Source organism: Chitinophaga filiformis, from assembly GCF_023100805.1.
Classification (GTDB): domain Bacteria; phylum Bacteroidota; class Bacteroidia; order Chitinophagales; family Chitinophagaceae; genus Chitinophaga; species Chitinophaga filiformis_B.
This window is the reverse complement of sequence record NZ_CP095855.1, coordinates 5476208-5496113: the sequence shown is the minus strand read 5'-3', so window position 1 is coordinate 5496113 and position 19906 is coordinate 5476208. Positions and strand designations below refer to the sequence as shown.

12 protein-coding genes are annotated in these 19906 nt (G+C 46.0%); 7 read left to right on the top strand and 5 right to left on the bottom strand.

Features of this window, described 5'->3' with window-relative positions:
- The first annotated feature begins 139 nt into the window (after nt 1-139).
- Nucleotides 140-1408 carry an NAD-dependent dihydropyrimidine dehydrogenase subunit PreA gene (gene preA, locus MYF79_RS21250; RefSeq protein WP_247809853.1) on the top strand — a complete coding sequence of 423 codons (1269 nt, stop codon included), beginning with the start codon at nt 140-142 and terminating at the stop codon, nt 1406-1408.
- Between the two features lie 18 nt (nt 1409-1426).
- Here the strand turns inward: preA and MYF79_RS21245 are convergent, their stop codons facing one another.
- Both MYF79_RS21245 and MYF79_RS21240 read right to left on the bottom strand, forming a co-directional pair.
- A complete protein-coding gene (locus MYF79_RS21245; RefSeq protein ID WP_247809852.1) occupies nt 1427-2491 on the bottom strand; it encodes a zinc-dependent alcohol dehydrogenase in 1065 nt (354 codons plus the stop codon).
- A gap of 237 nt (nt 2492-2728) precedes the next feature.
- Nucleotides 2729-5239: a phosphocholine-specific phospholipase C gene (locus MYF79_RS21240; protein ID WP_247809851.1), complete on the bottom strand. Its 2511-nt coding sequence runs from the start codon at nt 5237-5239 to the stop codon at nt 2729-2731.
- A 445-nt stretch (nt 5240-5684) separates the two neighbouring features.
- Here MYF79_RS21240 and budA point away from each other — a divergent pair, with 445 nt between their 5' ends.
- Nucleotides 5685-6554, top strand: coding sequence for an acetolactate decarboxylase (gene budA, locus MYF79_RS21235; RefSeq protein ID WP_247809850.1), 870 nt, complete (start codon nt 5685-5687; stop codon nt 6552-6554).
- A 310-nt stretch (nt 6555-6864) separates the two neighbouring features.
- A complete protein-coding gene (locus MYF79_RS21230) occupies nt 6865-7392 on the top strand; it encodes a DinB family protein (protein ID WP_247809849.1) in 528 nt (175 codons plus the stop codon).
- A 134-nt stretch (nt 7393-7526) separates the two neighbouring features.
- On the opposite strand, the gene MYF79_RS21225 is transcribed toward MYF79_RS21230, so the two are convergent.
- Nucleotides 7527-8081: a DNA-3-methyladenine glycosylase I gene (locus tag MYF79_RS21225; RefSeq protein ID WP_247809848.1), complete on the bottom strand. Its 555-nt coding sequence runs from the start codon at nt 8079-8081 to the stop codon at nt 7527-7529.
- Nucleotides 8082-8388: 307 nt separating this feature from the next.
- Between MYF79_RS21225 and MYF79_RS21220 the strand changes: the two genes are divergently transcribed.
- Nucleotides 8389-8982 (top strand): hypothetical protein, encoded by a 594-nt coding sequence (locus tag MYF79_RS21220; RefSeq protein ID WP_247809847.1) that lies wholly within the window; start codon nt 8389-8391, stop codon nt 8980-8982.
- Nucleotides 8983-9049: 67 nt separating this feature from the next.
- Here MYF79_RS21220 and MYF79_RS21215 read toward each other — a convergent pair whose 3' ends face one another.
- Nucleotides 9050-10375, bottom strand: coding sequence for a hypothetical protein (locus tag MYF79_RS21215; RefSeq protein WP_247809846.1), 1326 nt, complete (start codon nt 10373-10375; stop codon nt 9050-9052).
- Between the two features lie 341 nt (nt 10376-10716).
- Between MYF79_RS21215 and MYF79_RS21210 the strand changes: the two genes are divergently transcribed.
- The gene (locus tag MYF79_RS21210) at nt 10717-11442 is read left to right on the top strand and encodes an SDR family NAD(P)-dependent oxidoreductase (protein ID WP_247809845.1); all 726 of its coding nucleotides are present in this window, start codon (nt 10717-10719) and stop codon (nt 11440-11442) included.
- 1 nt (nt 11443) lies between these two features.
- Here the strand turns inward: MYF79_RS21210 and MYF79_RS21205 are convergent, their stop codons facing one another.
- Nucleotides 11444-12859, bottom strand: coding sequence for a PLP-dependent aminotransferase family protein (locus MYF79_RS21205; RefSeq protein WP_247809844.1), 1416 nt, complete (start codon nt 12857-12859; stop codon nt 11444-11446).
- A gap of 95 nt (nt 12860-12954) precedes the next feature.
- Here MYF79_RS21205 and MYF79_RS21200 point away from each other — a divergent pair, with 95 nt between their 5' ends.
- Nucleotides 12955-13398, top strand: coding sequence for a GNAT family N-acetyltransferase (locus MYF79_RS21200; RefSeq protein ID WP_247809843.1), 444 nt, complete (start codon nt 12955-12957; stop codon nt 13396-13398).
- Between the two features lie 802 nt (nt 13399-14200).
- Complete coding sequence (locus MYF79_RS21195) at nt 14201-19888, top strand: PA14 domain-containing protein (RefSeq protein WP_247809842.1); 5688 nt, start codon at nt 14201-14203, stop codon at nt 19886-19888.
- Nucleotides 19889-19906: the final 18 nt, after the last annotated feature.

Here is a 19906-nt window from a genome sequence, read left to right as displayed (position 1 = left end):
ACAGGATTTGGTATTACAAACAAGTGCTGCAAAAACTGACGCCAGGTAATTGATACCTGCTGAACAAGACTTACAACCAGGTCACAGAAAATAATTCACAATAAATTCATGCTGTTTACAGCTCATAAATACTCTGATCATGGCAAACATCTCGGCAAATTTTCTTGGTATTACATCTCCCAATCCTTTCTGGTTGGCGAGTGCGCCCCCTACTGATAAGAAACTGAACGTGCTGCGTGCTTTTGAAGCCGGCTGGGGCGGAGTGGTATGGAAGACACTGGGCAGCCAGATAAAGAATGTTTCCTCCCGTTATTCCTCCGTAGATTACAATGGTAGCCGGGTAATGGGCTTCAACAATATTGAACTGATCAGCGATCGCCCGCTGGACATCAACCTGAAGGAAATAGCAGAATGTGTCCGGCTCTTTCCCGACCGCGCCATGATCGTTTCTCTCATGGCCGACAACAACCGGAATAGCTGGCATGAACTGATCAAACAAGTGGAAGATACCGGCGCTCACGGACTTGAACTGAACTTCGGCTGCCCGCATGGTATGACGGAACGGGGCATGGGTGCAGCCGTTGGGCAAGACCCCGAAATTGCCGCCCGCGTTGTGGAATGGGTAATGGAGGCCGCGACCATCCCGGTTATCACGAAACTGACGCCTAATGTTCATTCTGTAGTACCAACAGGTCGTGCGGCAGTGAATGCCGGTACCAATGCCTTGTCGCTCATCAACACCATCCAGTCTGTTACCGGTGTGGACCTGGATACCTTTGTGCCCAATCCCAATGTCGGCGGGCAATCCACCTTCGGCGGCTATTGTGGCCCTGCGGTGAAACCTATTGCGCTGAAGATGCTCACTACCATCAGCCAGGACCCTGTTACTGCTAAAGTGCCGATATCCGGTATTGGCGGTATCGGCACCTGGAAGGATGCGGCTGAGTTCATGTTGCTTGGCGCTACTACTGTACAGGTATGTACAGCCGCTATGCGTTATGGCTTCCGCATCATCGAAGATATGTGCGATGGACTGAATAACTGGATGGATGAGAAGGGCTTCAAAACAACAGACGACTTTATCGGCCGCTCAGTGCCTACACTGACCAACTGGGAGGAGCTGGATATCAACTATCATATCATCGCAAAAATTAACCAGGATAAATGCATTCATTGCGGCCTCTGTTATATCAGTTGTGAAGACGGTTCGCATCAGGCCATCAATCTGTCATACGGTAATCCTTACAACACATATACTGTCAAAGAAGAAGAATGTGTAGGCTGTAACTTATGTAAACTGGTATGCCCTGTAGATAATTGTATCACCATGGAAGAGCACCGGAAAGGAGAGGAGTATCTCAACTGGAAGGAATTCCAGCGCAGGGGCCTCCCATTGAATGATCACTGAGGGCGGGCTTAACATCTTTCAGATGTTAAGCGCCACAAAAACAGCATGGGTCTGCTGCTTGTTTTGTGCTGTTTCAAAAGCCTTATTGATATCATCAATTTTAAAACGGTGTGTAATGAGCTTGCTGGCGTTTAATTTCCCTTTCGCCAGCAGATCAAGGCACATCTTCATCTCCGGATATATGCCCTTGAAAGCATAGCTGGCGCTGGGTATCAACTGTATCTCCGCCTTTTGTATGTGCTGCCAGTCTAAGGGAATAGCCTGCTCTCCCGCTTCAAAGCCGCCTACTATTACCACCTTTCCACCAATGCGGGTAAAATTAACCGCCTGTTTCAGCGTTTCCGGCATAGATGGCCCTCCTGCACATTCAAATGTAATATCGGCGCCCCGGTTGGCGGTAAACTCCTTCAATTTTGCAGTAGCATCCTCCTTACTGGTATTCACAACAACATCAGCGCCGAGTTCCCTGGCAATGTCAAGGGAGGAATCTACCACATCTGTTATCAATACATCCGCACCGCTGATCTTCGCCAGCTGTAATTGCCCGAGCCCTATCGGCCCGGCGCCTATCACCACCACTTTATCATTCAGACCGATATTGCTGAGATGTATAGCATGCAGGCAAACGGAGAAAGTATCCAGCAGGGTGGCTTCCTCAAAGCTGACATGCTCAGGTAGCTTGTAAAACTTTTTAGCCGGACCAATCACGTATTGCGCAAATGCGCGCGATATGGTTTCCATTCTTACCGGGTAGAGGTTCGGGCAAATGTTGTACTGCTGCACATTGCACCAGTCGCAGGTCTCATCTCCCAGTAGTGTTTCTATCACTACCCGGTCGCCCGGTTTTACATCTTTGACTGCCTTGCCGATCTTCACCACCTCGCCGGCCAGCTCATGCCCCATTACTTTATGTTCCAGCGACGGTTCATGTTTCTTCCAATGCCGCAGGTCGGTTCCGCAAATACCCGCTACGCGTACCCGGGCAAGTACCCAATCGTCATGAGGCAATTCCGGAAGATCTACATCTGTTACATCAAATGTTCCCGCTGCATTCTTAACCGCAGCCTTCATCGTGTTTTCCATATACAAAAGAATAAGTGTCCGCTACAGACATTCAAATTCTGTGCATGTTATACATGTAGAATATGGATAAGTCTAAACGATTCATTCCTAAACATGCTAACGCAGACTATCAGGTTCCCGATGTAATGCGCAGCAACAGATAGCCCATACTCAGCAACAGTATGGAGAGCACATGAATAGGCAATGCCTCTCCGTCATGGCATGCTCAAACAGTACAAGTCAGTTACAGCAGCACAGTCAGACAACACCGCCCATCAACGGATCTGTCTGACTAACCTTTCCTGTCTCCACATGGCCGGCGAAGGTCTCAGACATGTCCGTTCCCGGCACGCTGACAGTATAGTCGTACCACTGATAGCTTCTGGCTAAGTTCAGCACAACGTCCACTGTCTCCTGTGGCGCCACAGTGCGCTTCACCATACCGTTCTTATAACTGTTGTCCTTTATCTCAACAGTATGCGCCTGCGTATCATAGTTGGTGACACTGACAATGATATTGCCAGTCGGCTCTGCCGCGTTCTTTTTACTCTTCTCATAGCTGCTTGCTATCTTTAACGGCGGATTGTTCCTGTTGCCTGCAAATTCGCGATAGAAGCCATTGGGCGCATATACTTTCAGGTGATAGCGGCCTTTATCAAAATTATTCAGGCCCCATTCATCAACCAACGTATCTCCCGGCGCTGCAGCATACTGCCATGTACGTAAGGTTTCCTGCCGGTAAGGCTGCATGGCATATACCATAAAAGGAGCGCCCGAAGCGCGTTCGCCAAAGGCAGTATTAGCTGCAGTAAAATGGATGCTGTAACTGTTCTTCTCTTTATCGAACCGGCCGTTCACAAGTAATTCATAGGGTACAGCGCATGCCTGCCGGGTACCTTTTTCCTGTTTAGGAAAATAAGGAGACCGCAAATGATCTTTGTTGATCTGCTCGATCTCCGACTCGCTCAATGCCTTGAAATTATCTGGCGTCTGCTTGAATTTTGCGCTATAGATCTTTTCCATGAATGCCTGTTTCTGCAGGAACTGCGGACTATCGACCTGCTCTCCGTTATAAGGCCTGAATGCCGCAGTAAGATCGCCACAGATGGTTCTTCTCCACTGCGTGATATTCTCTTCCTTCACCTGTTTATTGAACTTCTTTGCAATAAAGTTCTCAAGGAATTGTAAAGACGAAGTATGATCAAACAGCTCAGAACAAACATATCCGCCCCTGGTCCATGGAGAGGCAATGATCATGGGCACCCGGTAACCCAGCCCGATGGAGCTCTCCCTGATCCTGTCGGGCATAGCAGAAGGATTCGTTTGCTGATGTTTCGTGGCAAAGTCCATTTTAGGGTCTATACCCTGCGATACTTTGCCTGTATGCGCTTTATAAGGATCAGGCACTGCATAGGGTACCACATGGTCAAAGAAACCATCATTCTCATCGTAGGTCAGGATGAAGATGGTTTTCTTCCACACTTCCGGATTCTGCAAGAGGATCTCCATCACCTCATTTACATACCAGGGACCATACCATGGTTCTCCCGGGTGGTCGGAGAAATTAGCGGGCGACGTCAGCCAGGACACCGTAGGCAGTGTACCATTCTTCACATCTTCCCTGAACTGATGGAGGATGTCTCCTTTAGGTACTTTCAGTTCCCTGCTGGCGCCATCGTCCTCATATTTTATAGTGGTCAGCTCATGGTAATGCGGATCATTACTGTTCACCGTAAATGCTTTGGCATTCAGTTTCCTGGCTGCTTCCGGAAGATTATTATACGCTTCCATGGTATACAGTTGCGTCTCTTCTTCTAATTTAGCCAGCACCTTCCTTGCCGCAGCCAGTTTGAGTTTATCAGGGTCTTCCGCCGGTTCTTTTTCCAGGCGTTCGATCTCTTTGAGGAGCGTTGCCTTCTTGACTTCAAGATTGGCTATACCACCCGGATGCAGTCTTATGTTGAATTGTTTGTAATACTCCAGTACATTACAGCCGAAATTACTCAGCCAGTCGTTTTCTTCTCCGTTCAGGCCAAATCCGATGGTCACCTCATTCTGGTACACTTTCCAGGAAATGCCCTGCTCTTCCAGTCGTTCAGGATACGTTTTCCATCCTAGTTCCGGACGGGCATAATTGGTAATGTTCCACAGGTGCGCTATTCCCTCCGGTTCATTCTTTTCACGTACAGTACCCGTCATCCAGTAATAACGGTTAGGATGTGTACCGGTGATGCTGGAACAGAAGTTTTGATCACAGATGGTAAAGGCGTCAGCCAATGAGTAATAGAACGGAAAATCCGCACGGTCACAATATCCCATCGTCAGCGGCACATCAGCATATTCCTTCCTGGAAGTCCTTTTTACATCCAGCCAGCGGTCATATTTACCGTTATTACGTGCATCCGTCTGATCTGTCCAGCCATGCGGTGTGGATCCCATCCAGGGTACTTTTGTATCCATCGTGTTGAGCCGGAAAGGAGCATAGGTCTTACCTTCCTTGTTGGATTGCAGCCATACCTTGTTGTTATTGCTTAAGCGGATAGCCCGGGGATCGTTAAATCCTCTTACCCCCTGTAAAGTACCGAACAGGTGATCGAAAGAACGGTTTTCCTGCATGAGGAATACAATATGCTCAGCATCATAAAAAGTACTGCCCGGCTCCGGGTTAATCGCTAATGCTCGCTGTATGGCCGGTGGCATTGCGCCGGCAAGGACCGCACTTCCTGATAACAGTGCTGCCTTTTTTAGAAAATCTCTGCGGGTATCCATATGCTTTACTTAATAATGTTATCTATTTACATGAACAGCGGGTTCCTGGCTGTACCTGATCTTATCCTGATGATCGTTTTCGCTCCCGTTCCGGAGACCGGCGAAGATAAAAATAGCAATACTAAGGGGCAACCCCTGTATTTTAAATGTATATAAAGTTTTTGCTAAAATCATCCTTCAATACGGCTCATTTTACCGGCTATTTATCATGAAAAGATTAGGCTGGTTAATTACCTTTGTGCCTCATCCGCTGCTTGTATTAACATACTCCCCATCTTTGGGGATTTTAATATCGTATTAGTTGACAGACATTTGCATATAAGCAGTCATGTTAAATGTCTACGCTTAAGTAGAAGATCTGATGGGGGATCTTTCCGCTTAATGGTCGTCCCGGTTCACGCGGGACGATTTTTTATTGAATTACCATTATCCAACTATAAATTATATGACACAAGCATTTAATTACTGCAGGACCGGATCATTACTGATGCTGATACTATTAGGCTCACTCTCTTCCCTCCAGGCGCAACAACAGACAGCTGGCCCCAGGAAATTTCCAGGGCACAAAAAAGAAGGTAAAACAATACAGACTGGCGGTGTTGTAAAGTACAACACGCTGTTTCAATACGGTGTTGCCGACGCTTTCATTGGGGGCGTATTTGATGGCAATTACACCTGGAGCCAATTAAAGGAACAGGGCGATTTCGGGCTGGGTGCTCCAGACCAGCTGGACGGTGAACTGACCATCTGCGATGGGAAAGGCTACCAGACACAATCTACCGGTAAGACCATCCAGGTAGCAGACAGTTTCAGGACCTCCCTCGCTTTCGTTACCTTCTTTAAAGCAGATACAGCTTTCATCATCAATGGTACGCAGGATCAGGCGGCTGCCTTTAAACAGATAGACACTTACCTGAAGAAAAAGAATGGTATGTACGCCATCAGGATCTCCGGTAGTTTTAATCAACTTAAAACAAGGGCATTCCCGCCTCCGCAGCAACCTTATGCGCCGCTGGCCACGCTGCTGAATACCCAGCAATTCTTCGATATAAAAAATACCAAAGGGGTGCTGGTAGGGTACAAGTTGCCCACTTATATCAACGGACTTAGCATTGAAGGCTATCACTTTCATTTCCTGTCGGACGACCGTACCCGTGGAGGCCATATGCTGAGCTTTTCAGGCAACGATCTGAAGGTGGAAGTAGCGGAATTGAAAGACTTTCATATGACGGTGCCTGACGACGGCTCCTTTATGAACTACGAGTTTAAGAAGAAACAAAATATTGATTTAGAGAAAGTTGAAAAGGGGCATTAAGCCCCTTTTTCTTTTGCACAGGCTTTTTGCATTTCCCGGGTGCTCCCGCCGTATTTTATTTTCTTCCGCATGCTGTCCCGAGCTCCCGGTATTCTCTGCTGGTTCTCTTCTTATCCTTTCCATATTCTCTCTTTATTCTCTTTTTGCACCCTTTGTGTACCCCATCACTTCCGGCCATCTATCGAAATATTTAGTTCGGTCAATAAATCTTGTATATTTGCCGCCGTAGTTACATTATATCAGGCAGCACGGAATGTCGCTGCTGTACCACCAATTTGTTTCATTTGTACACCGCTCAAAATAAATTATCATGAGTACGCAAACAGAGAACACAGCCATAGCACAGACTGCACAGATCATTTCACAGATCCTGACCACCTGGAAGTCGGGTAGTAGCCGGGTAACTGCGTTTTTTAAACAGTACCCGGACGAATTTTACCAACAGGAAGTAGCTCCGGGACGTAGCAGGGCCATTTACCTGCTGGGGCACCTGGTATCGTCCAGTGATGGGCTGCTGCCATTGTTTGGCATCAGTGAAAGGTTATACCCTCAATTGGAGAAACTTTTCAGCACCAGTCCTGACAGGGCTTTTAACGATATTCCATCCGTAGCGGAATTAAGGGAATACTGGGAGAAGGTGAACAATACCCTGGCTGATCATTTCAGCAAAATGCAGCCGCAGGATTGGTTGTCGAGGCATACGAAAGTATCGGAAGAAGACTTTGCGAAAGAGCCTCACCGGAACAAGTTAAACGTACTGCTTAGCCGTACTACACATATCAGCTATCATGTGGGTCAGCTGGTTTTCCTGAATAAAAAGGAAGAAGCGGCTATATAATGCCGTTTCCGGGCTCATTGCTCCCCTGGGGAAGGGACCTTGGGTAATGAGCCCGGAATAAGCTTAAAATGGGTCTTTTTCTATGTAATATTTCTCTCTGAACAAGTCCGGCAAGTTCCGGCTAAAGCCCGGGTTTATTTTTTACGATCCTGTGGCGCAGCCTTAGCCGAGTCTTTCATCCACAATGGTTTTGCCCGTTGTACTTTTTTATACACCGCGCAATCGGCAGTATGGGCCCCGGGAAGATAGCCTGCACTCATCAGGAATTCATTTACAATTTCTCCGCCGGTGAACTTAAATGTTTTCTTAAATAGTTTCACCCATTCCTCTTTTGTTTTCGGATGCTGCAATTCCAGCCATTTTTCAAAAGAACCGTATTCCTTTTGCAGCTGCAGGATGGTTTTGGCATTTTCTATGGCCGCATTGATCTTCAAACGGTTCCTGATGATGCCGGGATCTGCCATCAGCCTTTCCCTGTCCGCCTCCGTATAGGCGGCCACCTTTTTGATATTGAAATTGCTGTATGCTTTTCTGAAACCGGCTTCTTTTTTCAGGATGGTTTCCCAGCTAAGGCCTGCCTGGTTGATCTCCAGCACCAGGCGGCAGAATAATTCATTGTCGTCATGTATAGGAAATCCGTAGTACTGGTCATGGTAGGTCTTATGTATCGCCTTTTTTTCTTCCGACATGTACTCGATCGCGTTGCAATATGACATATGTGGTCCTTCTGAAATTTATATGATTAGTTAAATGATGTACGGTATGTATAGTCCTGATCCTGCTGATCAGGAAATTTACGCCAAGATAGTCAAATTAGGCTGTACCATAGATCGTTTTGATTGTTTTGAAGATTTGATATTGCAAAGTTGGCCGGATAGGAGGATATTGGTCAGGGTATCCAAAGGCCGGAGGAAATTATCCCCGATTTCCATAATTAAACGTCTAAACATATATTTGCCCAACTATATTATGTACTGTTCATTCAACACCCTTACCATGAAAAGAATTTTTTTGTTAGCCGCCATTGGTTTGGCGAGCGTAAAATCGTCGGTAGCGCAACATTTTACTCACGGCCTTGGCGTTGGTATCTTCGTGGAAGATGCCAAGAGGACGAATGCCAAAGGCAGTTTTACATTCACGTACTCTCCCCGTCTTAGTTTCGCGGAGACGGAAAATACTTCGCTGTCGATAGGTATTCCCCTGAACATTGGTTTTTCCGGCACATATAGTGGAGGGTACACCAGTGATGGTTATTACGAGGAGAATGATCTCGGCTATATGATCAATGTGCCGCTGATGCTCAATTTTAACATTGGCGCCGGTTCAGCCAAAGGTTGCCAGGACAGGATGGGATTTTTTGTCGGCGCTGGCTATGCTTATCATATCGGTACTGTGGAAGATAATTTAATTGGCAATGTTTACCCTCACACAGAAACGGAAAGCGCCACTGGCCTTGCTGCCAATATTGGCCTTCGTATTGGTGTTGGTCACAAGAAGAAGCATAACATAGAGATCAGGAGTTCCTATATGCGGGGCATGAGCTCTTATAAGCCGCATGTTTTCGGAGCTAACTGCCTGTTTAACTTTTAGTTTTATTACCAGTATCTATAGCGCCGTCTCAGCAACAAATGAGACGGCTTTTTTATATACGCAATTGTTATTGGAAGGGGAGTGGCCTTACAAAACTCCTGTAATAATCAACGTCAATCTCTACCAGGTCATTCGCCGCCTTGTACTCCGGATATTCCTTATTAGATGCATATTTTACCGCCTGCATGAACTGGTCTACGTAAGCCTGGTTCTTCTTTGCCGGCGGCGCCTTATCGATGATGTCAGAGCTGGAGAGCATCGTTGTTTCCAGGTATAGTATCTTGTCTTTCTTTTTGCTGGTATAAAATCCCAGGAAGCAATGGTCATGTGTCAGTACCATCACAGCCGATATATGAATGGCGCGTAAGAGGGACGCAAATACCACCGTTCCATCAACGCAGTTTGCCTGGTTTGTTTTCATGGAGTTATCGAAGGTACGCACAGCCTGGCTCACCAAATTGTTGGTGCTGTTGGTTGATGTGGTGGTTACACTGCTATATTGAAAGCCCCTGTCATGCAATACCTTCCAGATAGCCGCCACCTGCAGGATAGTATTGACATCATCACCCTGGTAGCCACTGATAGCGGATATCAGCTTTGTCTTCAATGCATCTTTTAATATCTTATCGATCTCCGGATGCTGTTCCTGGATAAAGGCGGTGAACAGGAAGTCAAATTTCTGTTCATGATAACGATAGATGCAATCATTGATGCTGCGCATAAATAATGGCACAGACCTTTCCACTTTGTTTCCGTCTTCGTCATATAGCCTGAAGATGATATTGATCGGAGAGCTGGACACCTGCTTTGCAAGTGTCGACATATTCCAGGGAATGTTCGGCATAAAATAAACTTCCTGGCCTGCCTGCTGGAACATGAAATCGCCGCTCACCTTATCGAAGTACGATTTGTCGCTGCTCTCTATTTCCCATTTTAGGGGAATGTAGGAATTGTTGCTGATGAACCTGAATCCCAGGGCACTGCTCTTAACGGAGTTCATAAAAGCGTTATCGATATTGCCCCTGTAATCTGCCATGCTTATTACCATGGACGGAAATATCTGTCCGTCGAAATATGCAATCGGCTCCCATTTAATATTGGTGAAATCTCCCTTTTTAAATTTCGGTTTGGTTGTCTGGTCGGCAGGTACTGAGGGTTGTGGCGTACCACTCTTAACAACCTTCACATTCTTGTTAAACTGTTCTGTTGTTCTCTTGGTAGCGTCTATAAATCCGCCAATGCTTCTCATTGTTTCTGTGCCGGTTCTAAGCGCTTCATTGGCGTCTTTCAACACCTTAGGGAGTTGTGCGCGAAGGCTTGAGGAAAATAGCAGTATAGTGGCAAGCAGTAAGTATTGTTTTGGTCTCACGAGGTGGAATTGTTTGATTTGCATCTTAATTATTTTTGAGCGTGGAACTACAGTCTGTAGCATCAAATAGATACGGCAATTGTATATGGGGATATTGACTGTGACAAGCTAAAGCACGATAGGAATGATCCTGGTATCTGGTATTATGCTCCGTATCTTCCTTTACAAAGTTATTTTATAGTTTTTGCCCAATTGGTTAATGAACTGTTAACCAATTAGTAATGATCCCGGTATGATGATTTTAATAATATTGTCTGTGTGCATCATATGATGGGAATGCCGTTGTACCCGTTTAAGCAAAGGATAAGTGAGGATATTCCATATCCTGCCGGGAGGATTCAGTGAAGAGTTCCTATATTTAGGCTATGCAAAGAAAAACTGTCCTGTTGCTCGGCGCCAATTCGGATGTAGCAAAAGCCGCCATCCTCCGGTATGCAGCTAAAGGTTTCCGCGTGATGGCCGCTTCCCGGAACACTGATGCGCTTTATACATTTGTTGACGAGCAGTTATCCCTGAAAGAACTGGTAACCGTGCTTTATTTTGATGCTGCAGACTTTGACAGTCATGCCGGCTTTTATGAATTGTTGCCGGAGAAACCTCACATTGTGGTATATGCAGCCGGTTACCTCAAAAACAATGAAGAAGCCTTACTCGATTTTCCCGCCAGTTTCCGGATGATGCAGGTACATTACGCAGGCGCTGTATCCATCCTTAACATTATTGCTATGGATAAGGAGAACGCCCGCCTGGAAAGGATCATCGGCTTGTCTTCTCTTTCCGGTGTAAGGGGAAGGAGGAGTAATTTCATTTATGGCAGCACCAAGTCGGCCTTTACGCAATACCTGGCTGGTTTGCGGCAATACCTGTTCAGCAGGCGGATCACTGTGAATGTGATCGTGGCAGGTTACATCCGGAGTAAGATGACTGCCGGGCTGGACCTGCCTGAATCCCTGATGCTGGAGCCGGATTTTATAGCAAAGGCAGTGGTGCATGCCGGTAACAGGTTTGTAATTGTGCCAGGTTTCAAGTGGAAGCTGATTTATACGGCGTTGAAATGGATGCCCGAACGCCTGGTAGCAAGGTTGCCCTGATTTATAGCATTGATGTCACCAGCTTCCCCAGCTGCTTTAGTTTAAGCCGGACATCCTCCGACCAGTGCAGGCCAATGGAAAACCGCATACAGTTTTCAAACTGATCCTGTAGCGTAAACATCCTCCCCGGGGCGATGCTTATCTTATATTTCATGGCGGCATCAAAAAGTTCCGTGGTATTGATCTGCTTATTGAGTTCTACCCATAGGGCAAGTCCGCCTTGTGGTCTGCTTATCCTGGTATCTTCCGGGAAATACGCAGCTATTGCATCTATATAATGCAGGTAGTTTTGTTGCAAGGTGGAACGTAGTTTCCGAAGGTGATGTTCATATCTGCCACTTTTGAGAAAACTGGCTACCGCAGCGTGCGTAATAGCGGGTGATGATATGGCATGAACCAGTTTTAACTTAAGGATCTGCTCCTTGTATTTACCCGGGGCCACCCACCCTACGCGGTAGCCAGGCGCCAGGGTCTTGGAAAAGGAACTACACAATAATACCGTTCCCGCTGTATCAAATGCCTTGCAACATTTTGGGCGTTGCGTTCCAAAGTACAGATCGCCGTAAATATCATCTTCTATCAGGGGAATGTTGTGTTTTGTGAGCAGCGCTACCACCTCTTTCTTATTTTCCTCCGGCATACAGCTGCCCAACGGTGTATTGAAGTTAGGGACCAGCAAACAAAGATTGATCTTATGAATAACCTTCTTTAAGGCATCTGTTTCGACACCGGTAACGGGATGGGTTGGCAGCTCAAGCACTTTTAAGCCCAGGCTTCGCGCCAGCTGCAGACTACCGGGATAGCAGGGACTTTCCATAGCAATAGTATCACCGGGCTTTGCCAGCGCCATCATACAGAACGATAAGGCGTTCATACCACCGGCAGTAGATATCAGTTCATCTTCCCGCAGCCTTCCTCCCCAGGCCAGGGAGCGGGCGGCAATAAGTCGTAGCAGCTCTTCATTTCCCTGTAGTGGTTCATATCCCGTCCCACTGGCGGCCATTTCCCTGGTGGCATACATTATTTCCTTGTTTAGTTTGGCTAAAGGCAGAATCTCACCCGAAGGCGCTCCGATAGAGAAGGGCGTAAGGTCTTTCCTGCCCATATTAGCATACACTTTCCGGATCAGGGCTTCCGGTTCTTTGTTGTCACTGACCACTAAAGGTTTGCTGACTTCCGGAAGGGCCAGTCTTCGGTAGGGTAGCTGGCTTACAAAATACCCGGACTGTGGTTTTGAGTGAATGAGTGACTGTGCCTCCAGTTCCAGGAATATCCTCTTCGCCGTGTTCATGCTGATGTGATGTTCCTGGCATAGCATTCTTACAGACGGCAGGCGATCTCCCGCTTTAAAAACACCATCCCTGATCAGCGCGGCAATGTTGTTTGATATCTCCAGGTAAAGAAAGTCCTCTTTCATAGTATAAAGGTAACTGTGCCCATCGAAATACACAAAACTGAGACTGTGCTTATTGATGTATCAGGCATAGTTTTGCACCATAAATCATGATACACATGCTGGATGTAATTATCAAAACAGGAAAGGAGAATATGGATGTTACAATGGTACACCGGTACCTGAGCGAAGATTCCTACTGGGCTAAGGGTATTTCCTATGCGCTGGTTGACAATTCCCTTGCCAACTCCTTTTGTGTCGGAGCTTTTATCGATGGAAAGCAGATAGGCTTCGGACGGGTAATAACAGATTATTACACCTTCGGATGGTTCGCAGACTTCCTGGTATTGCCGGCATACCAGGGTCAGGGAGTGGCGAAGAAGATGCTGGCGCATATATTGGCGCAGCCCTGGTCAAAACGTCTGAGGAGGCAGATGCTCAATACCAGTACTGCTCATGGGTTATATCGACAGTTCCGGTTTAAGGAGCTGAGCAATCCTTCCTACCTGATGGAGATTTACAGGCCCGGCATTCATTTGCAGTTGCAGGAGGATGTCTTATAATGGAAGGCAACTATTGACAGATATTGCCAGTACTATTCATTGATTAAGACCGGTGGCAAGGGCTGTATGGGGTAGAATGGCATGTACGCCTGCTTCATACTGCATGGGACACGCGACGTTTTTTACCTACCTGTGGTCTTTTTTGCAAACGCTGACAGGTGTTGATATCAATACACTTACAACGCGTTTCACCAAAGCTTTTAACATGATGGCCATCATTCAACATGGACGGCCATTTTAGTGTCATAGTAAGCATTGTATCGGGTAATATACAAGCGTTTCTGTTGGCAGGGGTATTTGCTACCGGCTTTATAAGGAACGGTCTATGAAAAAGAAAAAAACATAATTATTATGTTGAATGTTTGGAAAAATAATTATGTTTGCGTCCAAATAACAGGGGCAATTAATACGTCATCACACTATGTGATGGTTTGAGCTGTAAGACATGTCTTTTCAACTTTACTGCGTTTTAAAAGCTATACCTTTAAATGAATTACATTGTTCGGAGATGTTCAATATTGTTTGCCTGACCTGATTAATAATTGCGATGACAATTTTTTAACATCATAGTCTCTATGAACATAATGACTATGGCGTGTTTTGATGCTATATACCATGAAATATTTTGTATCCCTTTTCTTACTCATCTTGATTTTGATGCCTGGTGCTTATAGTCAGTCGCCTCCCGGACTACTGCCGCTTACCTGATGCATCTGTGATTTACGCGATGATATTTCCAGACGAATTTACATATACGAGATAAGCCGGATAACCGGAGCTATACTTATAAATGAGATCGACGATGATTTTGGCTCTTGCCGCTAAGAGAAAGAAAACGATTGCCCGTGCCATGCTGTTGCTGCTGTACCTGGAGGTTATCATACCTCCAATGGCGTCAGGAGCTTCTGTGGTAAAACTACACCATGGCAGACATACAAATCCGGTTCCTGCGATGACAATTGCAGGCAAGGCTCCTGAAGGTAGTGCCACCGCTGTCATTCCGGCCATTGCAGAAAGGGATGATGAAGTCGCGAAGGTGCCGGAAAAGACTGAAGGAGGGCCCACTCAGCCGGAGATGCAGGAATTCCATTCCGTGAATAGTGACAATATGGTCGATCTGTTTACAGGCGATTTTTCTTATTCTATTCCCTTAATGGATGTAGGAGGTTACCCGCTTGCCCTTGGTTATAACAGTGGTATCACAATGGATCAGGAAGCCAGCTGGACAGGCCTGGGCTGGAATCTTAATCCCGGTACTATTACGCGTAATGTGAGAGGGATACCTGACGATTTCAATGGCACAGATTCGATCACAAAAACGCAGAATATAAAGGAAAATAAGACGATCGGGGCAACAGCCGGTTTGAACCTGGAGATTGTAGGCGTGGACCAGGAAACGTTTAAGAAATCAACGTCAATAACGCCGGAGCTTACCGGGAGCATAGGCATTTTTCATAACACCTACCGTGGATGGGGAACGGAAATAGGTATGGGGGTGAGTATACGTGCGGCGAAAAGTGGTGCGTATGACGCTGCCGCCGGACTGGGGTTTAACAGTAATTCACAGGAGGGGTTGACGATCTCTCCGAGTCTTTCGGCCAACATTTCGCAAAAGGAGGCAAATACAAAAGGAGGCTACGCGGGAAGCTTGTCTATTGGTTCCGCCTATAACAGCAGGGAGGGCATGAAATCGATCCAGTATAGCGCGGGGGTTACGAAGATGCGAAAAGATGCCATCCAGGCAAGAATTCCTAACTTGAGGGTTGGGCCTTTACAGTTTTCCCGTGGCAGTTACGGTGGGCTTTTATCCAGCAGCATTTCTTTCGCCTATCCTTCATACAATCCCTCGATGTCTGTTCCCTACACGAACAAGATGGCCACCATTACGATGAAAGTAGGTTGGGAAACGTCTGTTGTACACCCGAGCCTTTTTTTAAAAGGATATGTAACTAAGCAGTCTATTGAAAAAGAAGACCAGCGGCTAAGCCTGCCTGCGTATGGTTACCTCAACTACCAGAATGCAGAGGCTAATCCCCTTGCTGTTCTTGATTTCAACAGGGAGAAAGATATTGTTTACCGGGAGAAGCCAACATTGCCTAACATCGGAGTGCCAAGTTATACCTATGATATTTTTACGATTTCAGGGGAAGGGGTAGGAGGTAGCTTCCGTGGATATAGAAGCGATATAGGATATGTTTACGATCATAAGATAAAGACAAAGGACAGATCCGCTAATGTGGGAACGGATGTTGGTTTTGGTTCGATAGTGCATGTAGGCATGGATATCACATATACGCGTTCTTATACTGAGGCTGGTCAATGGCTCGCAAAGTCAAATCGACTTGCGCAGTTGGTTGCATTTAGAAAGGGTAATGGATTGTTTGAGCCTGCTTATTTCCGTAACCCTGGGGAGATGACGGTAAATACGGCTTCTTTTTATAATGCAGTGGGAGGCGACGATGTTGTTTTCCCTAAACTGCTGCAGGGCGGTTCAGGACCTGACATCAGGACTACAAACGCGCTTACCCGATATGCCGGCGGCATACAACGGGGGGATGTACAATTAGATAATCAGTCTGTTGTAAAAAAAGAGCGTGATAAGCGAACCCAGGTGATCACTTACCTGACGGCCAAGGAAGCCAGCTTCGCAGGACAGTCAACTTATATAGAAAATCACCTTCTGAATAAATATAAGCTGCAGAGCGATTGTGATGTGGTTTCACATAATGGCAGTGAAGGCGATCTGGATACCCTGGGACTTCGCGGAGAGTATTACAGGGGATCGAACTGGAAAACGAAAGTGAAAATGTATGAAAGGAGAGATACCAACATTTATTTCCCGGATATTAACGCTTTTAAATATAATGATCTCACAGGGGCCCCGAATGCTGAAAAGGGGGGAAAAGCCTTCAGCGCGAAGTGGACAGGACGGATAAAGGCGCCGGTATCAGGAAAATATAAGATAGAGACGGTCTGCGATGATGGTGTACGGGTATTCATTAATGATAAGATCTTTATAGATAAGTGGAACCATTACGGCATCGGCCAGGACTCTGTTAACTTCGAAGCGGGTGTTTTCTATGACCTACGGGTGGAATATGTCAATTATGAAAGTTACGCGTACATACAACTCTATATCCACAACGGTAAAGATACCATAAAGGGGAAAGACCTGTTTGCTCCTGCCGCCGTACATGAGTCATTTGTAGCCATACCTGATACACTGATTAACGAAAAGCGGGTAACGGACCTGCGTAAAGGGAATCATATTTCACAGGTAGAAGTGCTTAGCCCTGACGGGAAGAGGAATATCTATGGGCTACCTGTTTATAACATCAGGCAAAAGGAAGTAACCTTCGCAGTAGATCATGATAAAGGCAATCCGGTTGAAGGTATAGTTGGTTACACAGATGGAACGGACAATACAACTGACAACACAAATGGTGTTGACTGGTATTTTACAAGTGAAGAAACACCCGCTTATCCGCATTCATTCCTGTTGACCGGCATTGTTTCACCCGATTATGTGGACCTGACCGGAAATGGTATCTCTGATGATGATCCGGGTAACGCGGTGAAATTCAATTACACCCGTACCGCAGGTGCCGATAATCCCTATAAATGGCGAACGCCTTATTCCACGGGTGCAACTTATAATGAATCCATGAAAACCGACAACAGGGATGATAAAGGTAGTTACGTATACGGTGAGAAAGAACTGTGGTACCTGAATTCCATTGAGTCGAAAAATATGGTCGCCACCTTTGTGTTGGGAGACAGGAAAGATCTGCAGCCAATTCAGGAAAACGGACAAAAGATCCCTGATAGTAAAATGGTTAAGCGGTTGGAGGAGATCAACCTGTATACCAAGGCAGACTTCATGAAATATAATACAGCGGCAACACCTGTTAAGACGGTACATTTCGAGTACACGTATGAATTGTGCAAAGGATACAGTAGTGTGGGAGGAGATGTGACTACAACAGATTCCACCGGTAAGCTGACATTAAAGCGTGTATGGTTTACTTACAATGGCAACAAAAAAGGCCGTAAGAATGCCTATGTATTCCATTATACAGGAAAGAACCCGGATTATGACCACAAATCATTCGATCGTTGGGGTAATTACAAAAGCATTACAGATAATCCCGGTTATACTGAGAATAATAAAGTCACTAATGCCGACCGCCCCTATGCTGTGCAGGATAGCGTGAAAGCTGCAGCGAATGCAGCCGCATGGGCCCTGGACTCGATCATACTTCCTTCGGGGGGACGTATGAAAATTACTTATGAAAGCGATGACTACGGATTTGTACAGCATAAAAGAGCAGCAAAGATGTTCAATATAGCCGGCTTTTCTCCCATCATACCTGTTGATATGAGCCGTGTAATGCCGCAGTTATACGGTCCGGAAGGAGATTATTCATATGTGGTAGTAGATGTTCCTGAGACGGTAGGTTCAAAAGAAGAGGTATATCGGAAATATCTGTCCGGCCTGGATGAGAATATTGCTTTCAGGGTTAGTGTAAAAATGCCATCTGATAAATGGGGTAAAGGATATGAATTCGTACCTGCCTATGCAGATCTGGTATCAGGGGAGTACGGTTTCCTGAATAATGGTAATACAATCTGGTTTAAGATCAAAACTGTTAATAAGAAAGGAGAAGATGGTGGCGACTATACTACCGTTGCCAAAACTGCCGCGCAGTTCCTTCGCCTTAATCTTCCATCAAAGGCATATCCGGGATCAGATGTGGGAGATAACCTCGACTTTACAGATGGTGTGAGAATGTTGACTTCTATGGCCGGTAATGTTATTAATACGCTAAGGTCATTTGACAATATGGTAAGGAGCAAGGGATGGGTAAGAGATATTGACCTAAGCCGTTCCTGGGTGCGTTTGAACGTACCCGATTATAAGAAGTATGGTGGCGGGCACCGTGTTAAGCGCATAGTAATATATGACAACTGGAATGCTATGACTGGTCGTAAGGAGTCCCGGTATGGTACTGAATATGAATATACTATTATCAGGAATATAGATGGAAAGGACCGGAAGATCAGCAGTGGCGTAGCCACTTATGAGCCAATGCTGGGGGCGGAAGAAAACCCGCTGCGTGTGCCTATAGAATACGGACAACGGGCTGCATTGTGGGCGCCCACCAATATGGGATATGTGGAAACGCCCATGTGCGAATCTTTTTATCCCGGTCCGATGGTAGGTTATAGTGCTGTGATATCGAGATCTATTCATAATAGCAGTTCCAGAATAAAATCACAGACCGGATATAAAGAGAACCTGTTTTATACTGCGTATGATTTTCCGACGTTTTCTGACTATTCGCTGTTGAATCCTGATACCAAGAAAACATTTAAACCGGCTTTGAAAAATCTCCTGAAAATAGATGCGCAGCATCACCTTGTAATGAGTCAGGGCTTTAAAGTGGAACTTAACGACATGCATGGAAAGCCGAAAGCTGAAAATATCTATGCAGCTACGGATTCGGCTGGTCGCCCGGCTTCCTATACCCGCTATTACTATCATGTCGAGAATGATTCTTCGGATATTAAGAAGTTGAATAGCACTGTTCTTTCTATGGATGCTAAAGGAAACATCAGTACCGATCTGACCATTGGTAAGGACGTGGAACTAATGATGGATATGAGACAGGTAGAGATGAAGACTTATAGTGTTACTGTTCAGGGGAACGTTGATGTGATCGTTCTGCCGCCGGTGGCAGGTATCCCCACAGTCATGGCCATCCCTGAGAGTGAACATAACCTGTTCCGTTCTGCAGCGGCTATGAAGGTGATCAACAGGCATGGTATTCTTGAGAGGGTTGAAGCGATGGATAAGGGAAGTAAAGTTGTTACCAGCAACCTGCTTTATGATGGTGAAACCGGTGATGTGCTCCTGACTGCAACACAGAACGAGTTCGGAGATTCGATATATCAGTTTAATTACCCCGCCGGATGGATGTATGAAGGTATGGCGGGTGCATACAAGAATGTAAATGCCACATTGGATCATATATTCATCAGGGAAGGAAAGATCATTGGGGGAGCAACTCCGCAAACAATCAATGACTGCTTTTTCTCCGGCGATGAGATCCTCATTTCAGGCAAGAACAAGGTGAATGACGATGACTGTGATCCGCTGGTTGCTACCTTCGGTAATTCCGATAAGATATGGGCAGTTGATGTTAACAACCTGAACGGAGGTGCTAAGAATATTTACTTCATGGATGAGAAGGGCATGCCTTATACCGGTAATGATGTGAGTATGAAAGTGCTCCGTTCCGGCAGGAGGAACATAAATGCCAGCGTAGGAACGGTCACCATGATGAGAACACCCCTGGACTTTATTAATGGGAAATACTCTCTGAATATTGATAAAAGCAAGAAGATCATAAATGCCAGTGCAGTTGAATACAAACAGAACTGGCAGGTGCAGGACAGGAAGAAACAGAAGATAAACTGTGCATATTAAAACACCCGGCTGAAGTAA

Bases quoted from the DNA above. Each gene is read 5' to 3' on its own strand.
- MYF79_RS21240 (WP_247809851.1), bottom strand. From the start codon at position 5,239: ATGGATACCCGCAGAGATTTTCTAAAAAAGGCAGCACTGTTATCAGGA.
- MYF79_RS21220 (WP_247809847.1), top strand. From the start codon at position 8,389: ATGAAAAGAATTTTTTTGTTAGCCGCCATTGGTTTGGCGAGCGTAAAA.
- MYF79_RS21210 (WP_247809845.1), top strand. From the start codon at position 10,717: ATGCAAAGAAAAACTGTCCTGTTGCTCGGCGCCAATTCGGATGTAGCA.
- budA (WP_247809850.1), top strand. From the start codon at position 5,685: ATGACACAAGCATTTAATTACTGCAGGACCGGATCATTACTGATGCTG.
- MYF79_RS21200 (WP_247809843.1), top strand. From the start codon at position 12,955: ATGCTGGATGTAATTATCAAAACAGGAAAGGAGAATATGGATGTTACA.
- MYF79_RS21195 (WP_247809842.1), top strand. From the start codon at position 14,201: ATGATTTTGGCTCTTGCCGCTAAGAGAAAGAAAACGATTGCCCGTGCC.
- MYF79_RS21230 (WP_247809849.1), top strand. From the start codon at position 6,865: ATGAGTACGCAAACAGAGAACACAGCCATAGCACAGACTGCACAGATC.
- MYF79_RS21225 (WP_247809848.1), bottom strand. From the start codon at position 8,081: ATGTCGGAAGAAAAAAAGGCGATACATAAGACCTACCATGACCAGTAC.
- MYF79_RS21205 (WP_247809844.1), bottom strand. From the start codon at position 12,859: ATGAAAGAGGACTTTCTTTACCTGGAGATATCAAACAACATTGCCGCG.
- MYF79_RS21245 (WP_247809852.1), bottom strand. From the start codon at position 2,491: ATGGAAAACACGATGAAGGCTGCGGTTAAGAATGCAGCGGGAACATTT.
- MYF79_RS21215 (WP_247809846.1), bottom strand. From the start codon at position 10,375: ATGCAAATCAAACAATTCCACCTCGTGAGACCAAAACAATACTTACTG.
- preA (WP_247809853.1), top strand. From the start codon at position 140: ATGGCAAACATCTCGGCAAATTTTCTTGGTATTACATCTCCCAATCCT.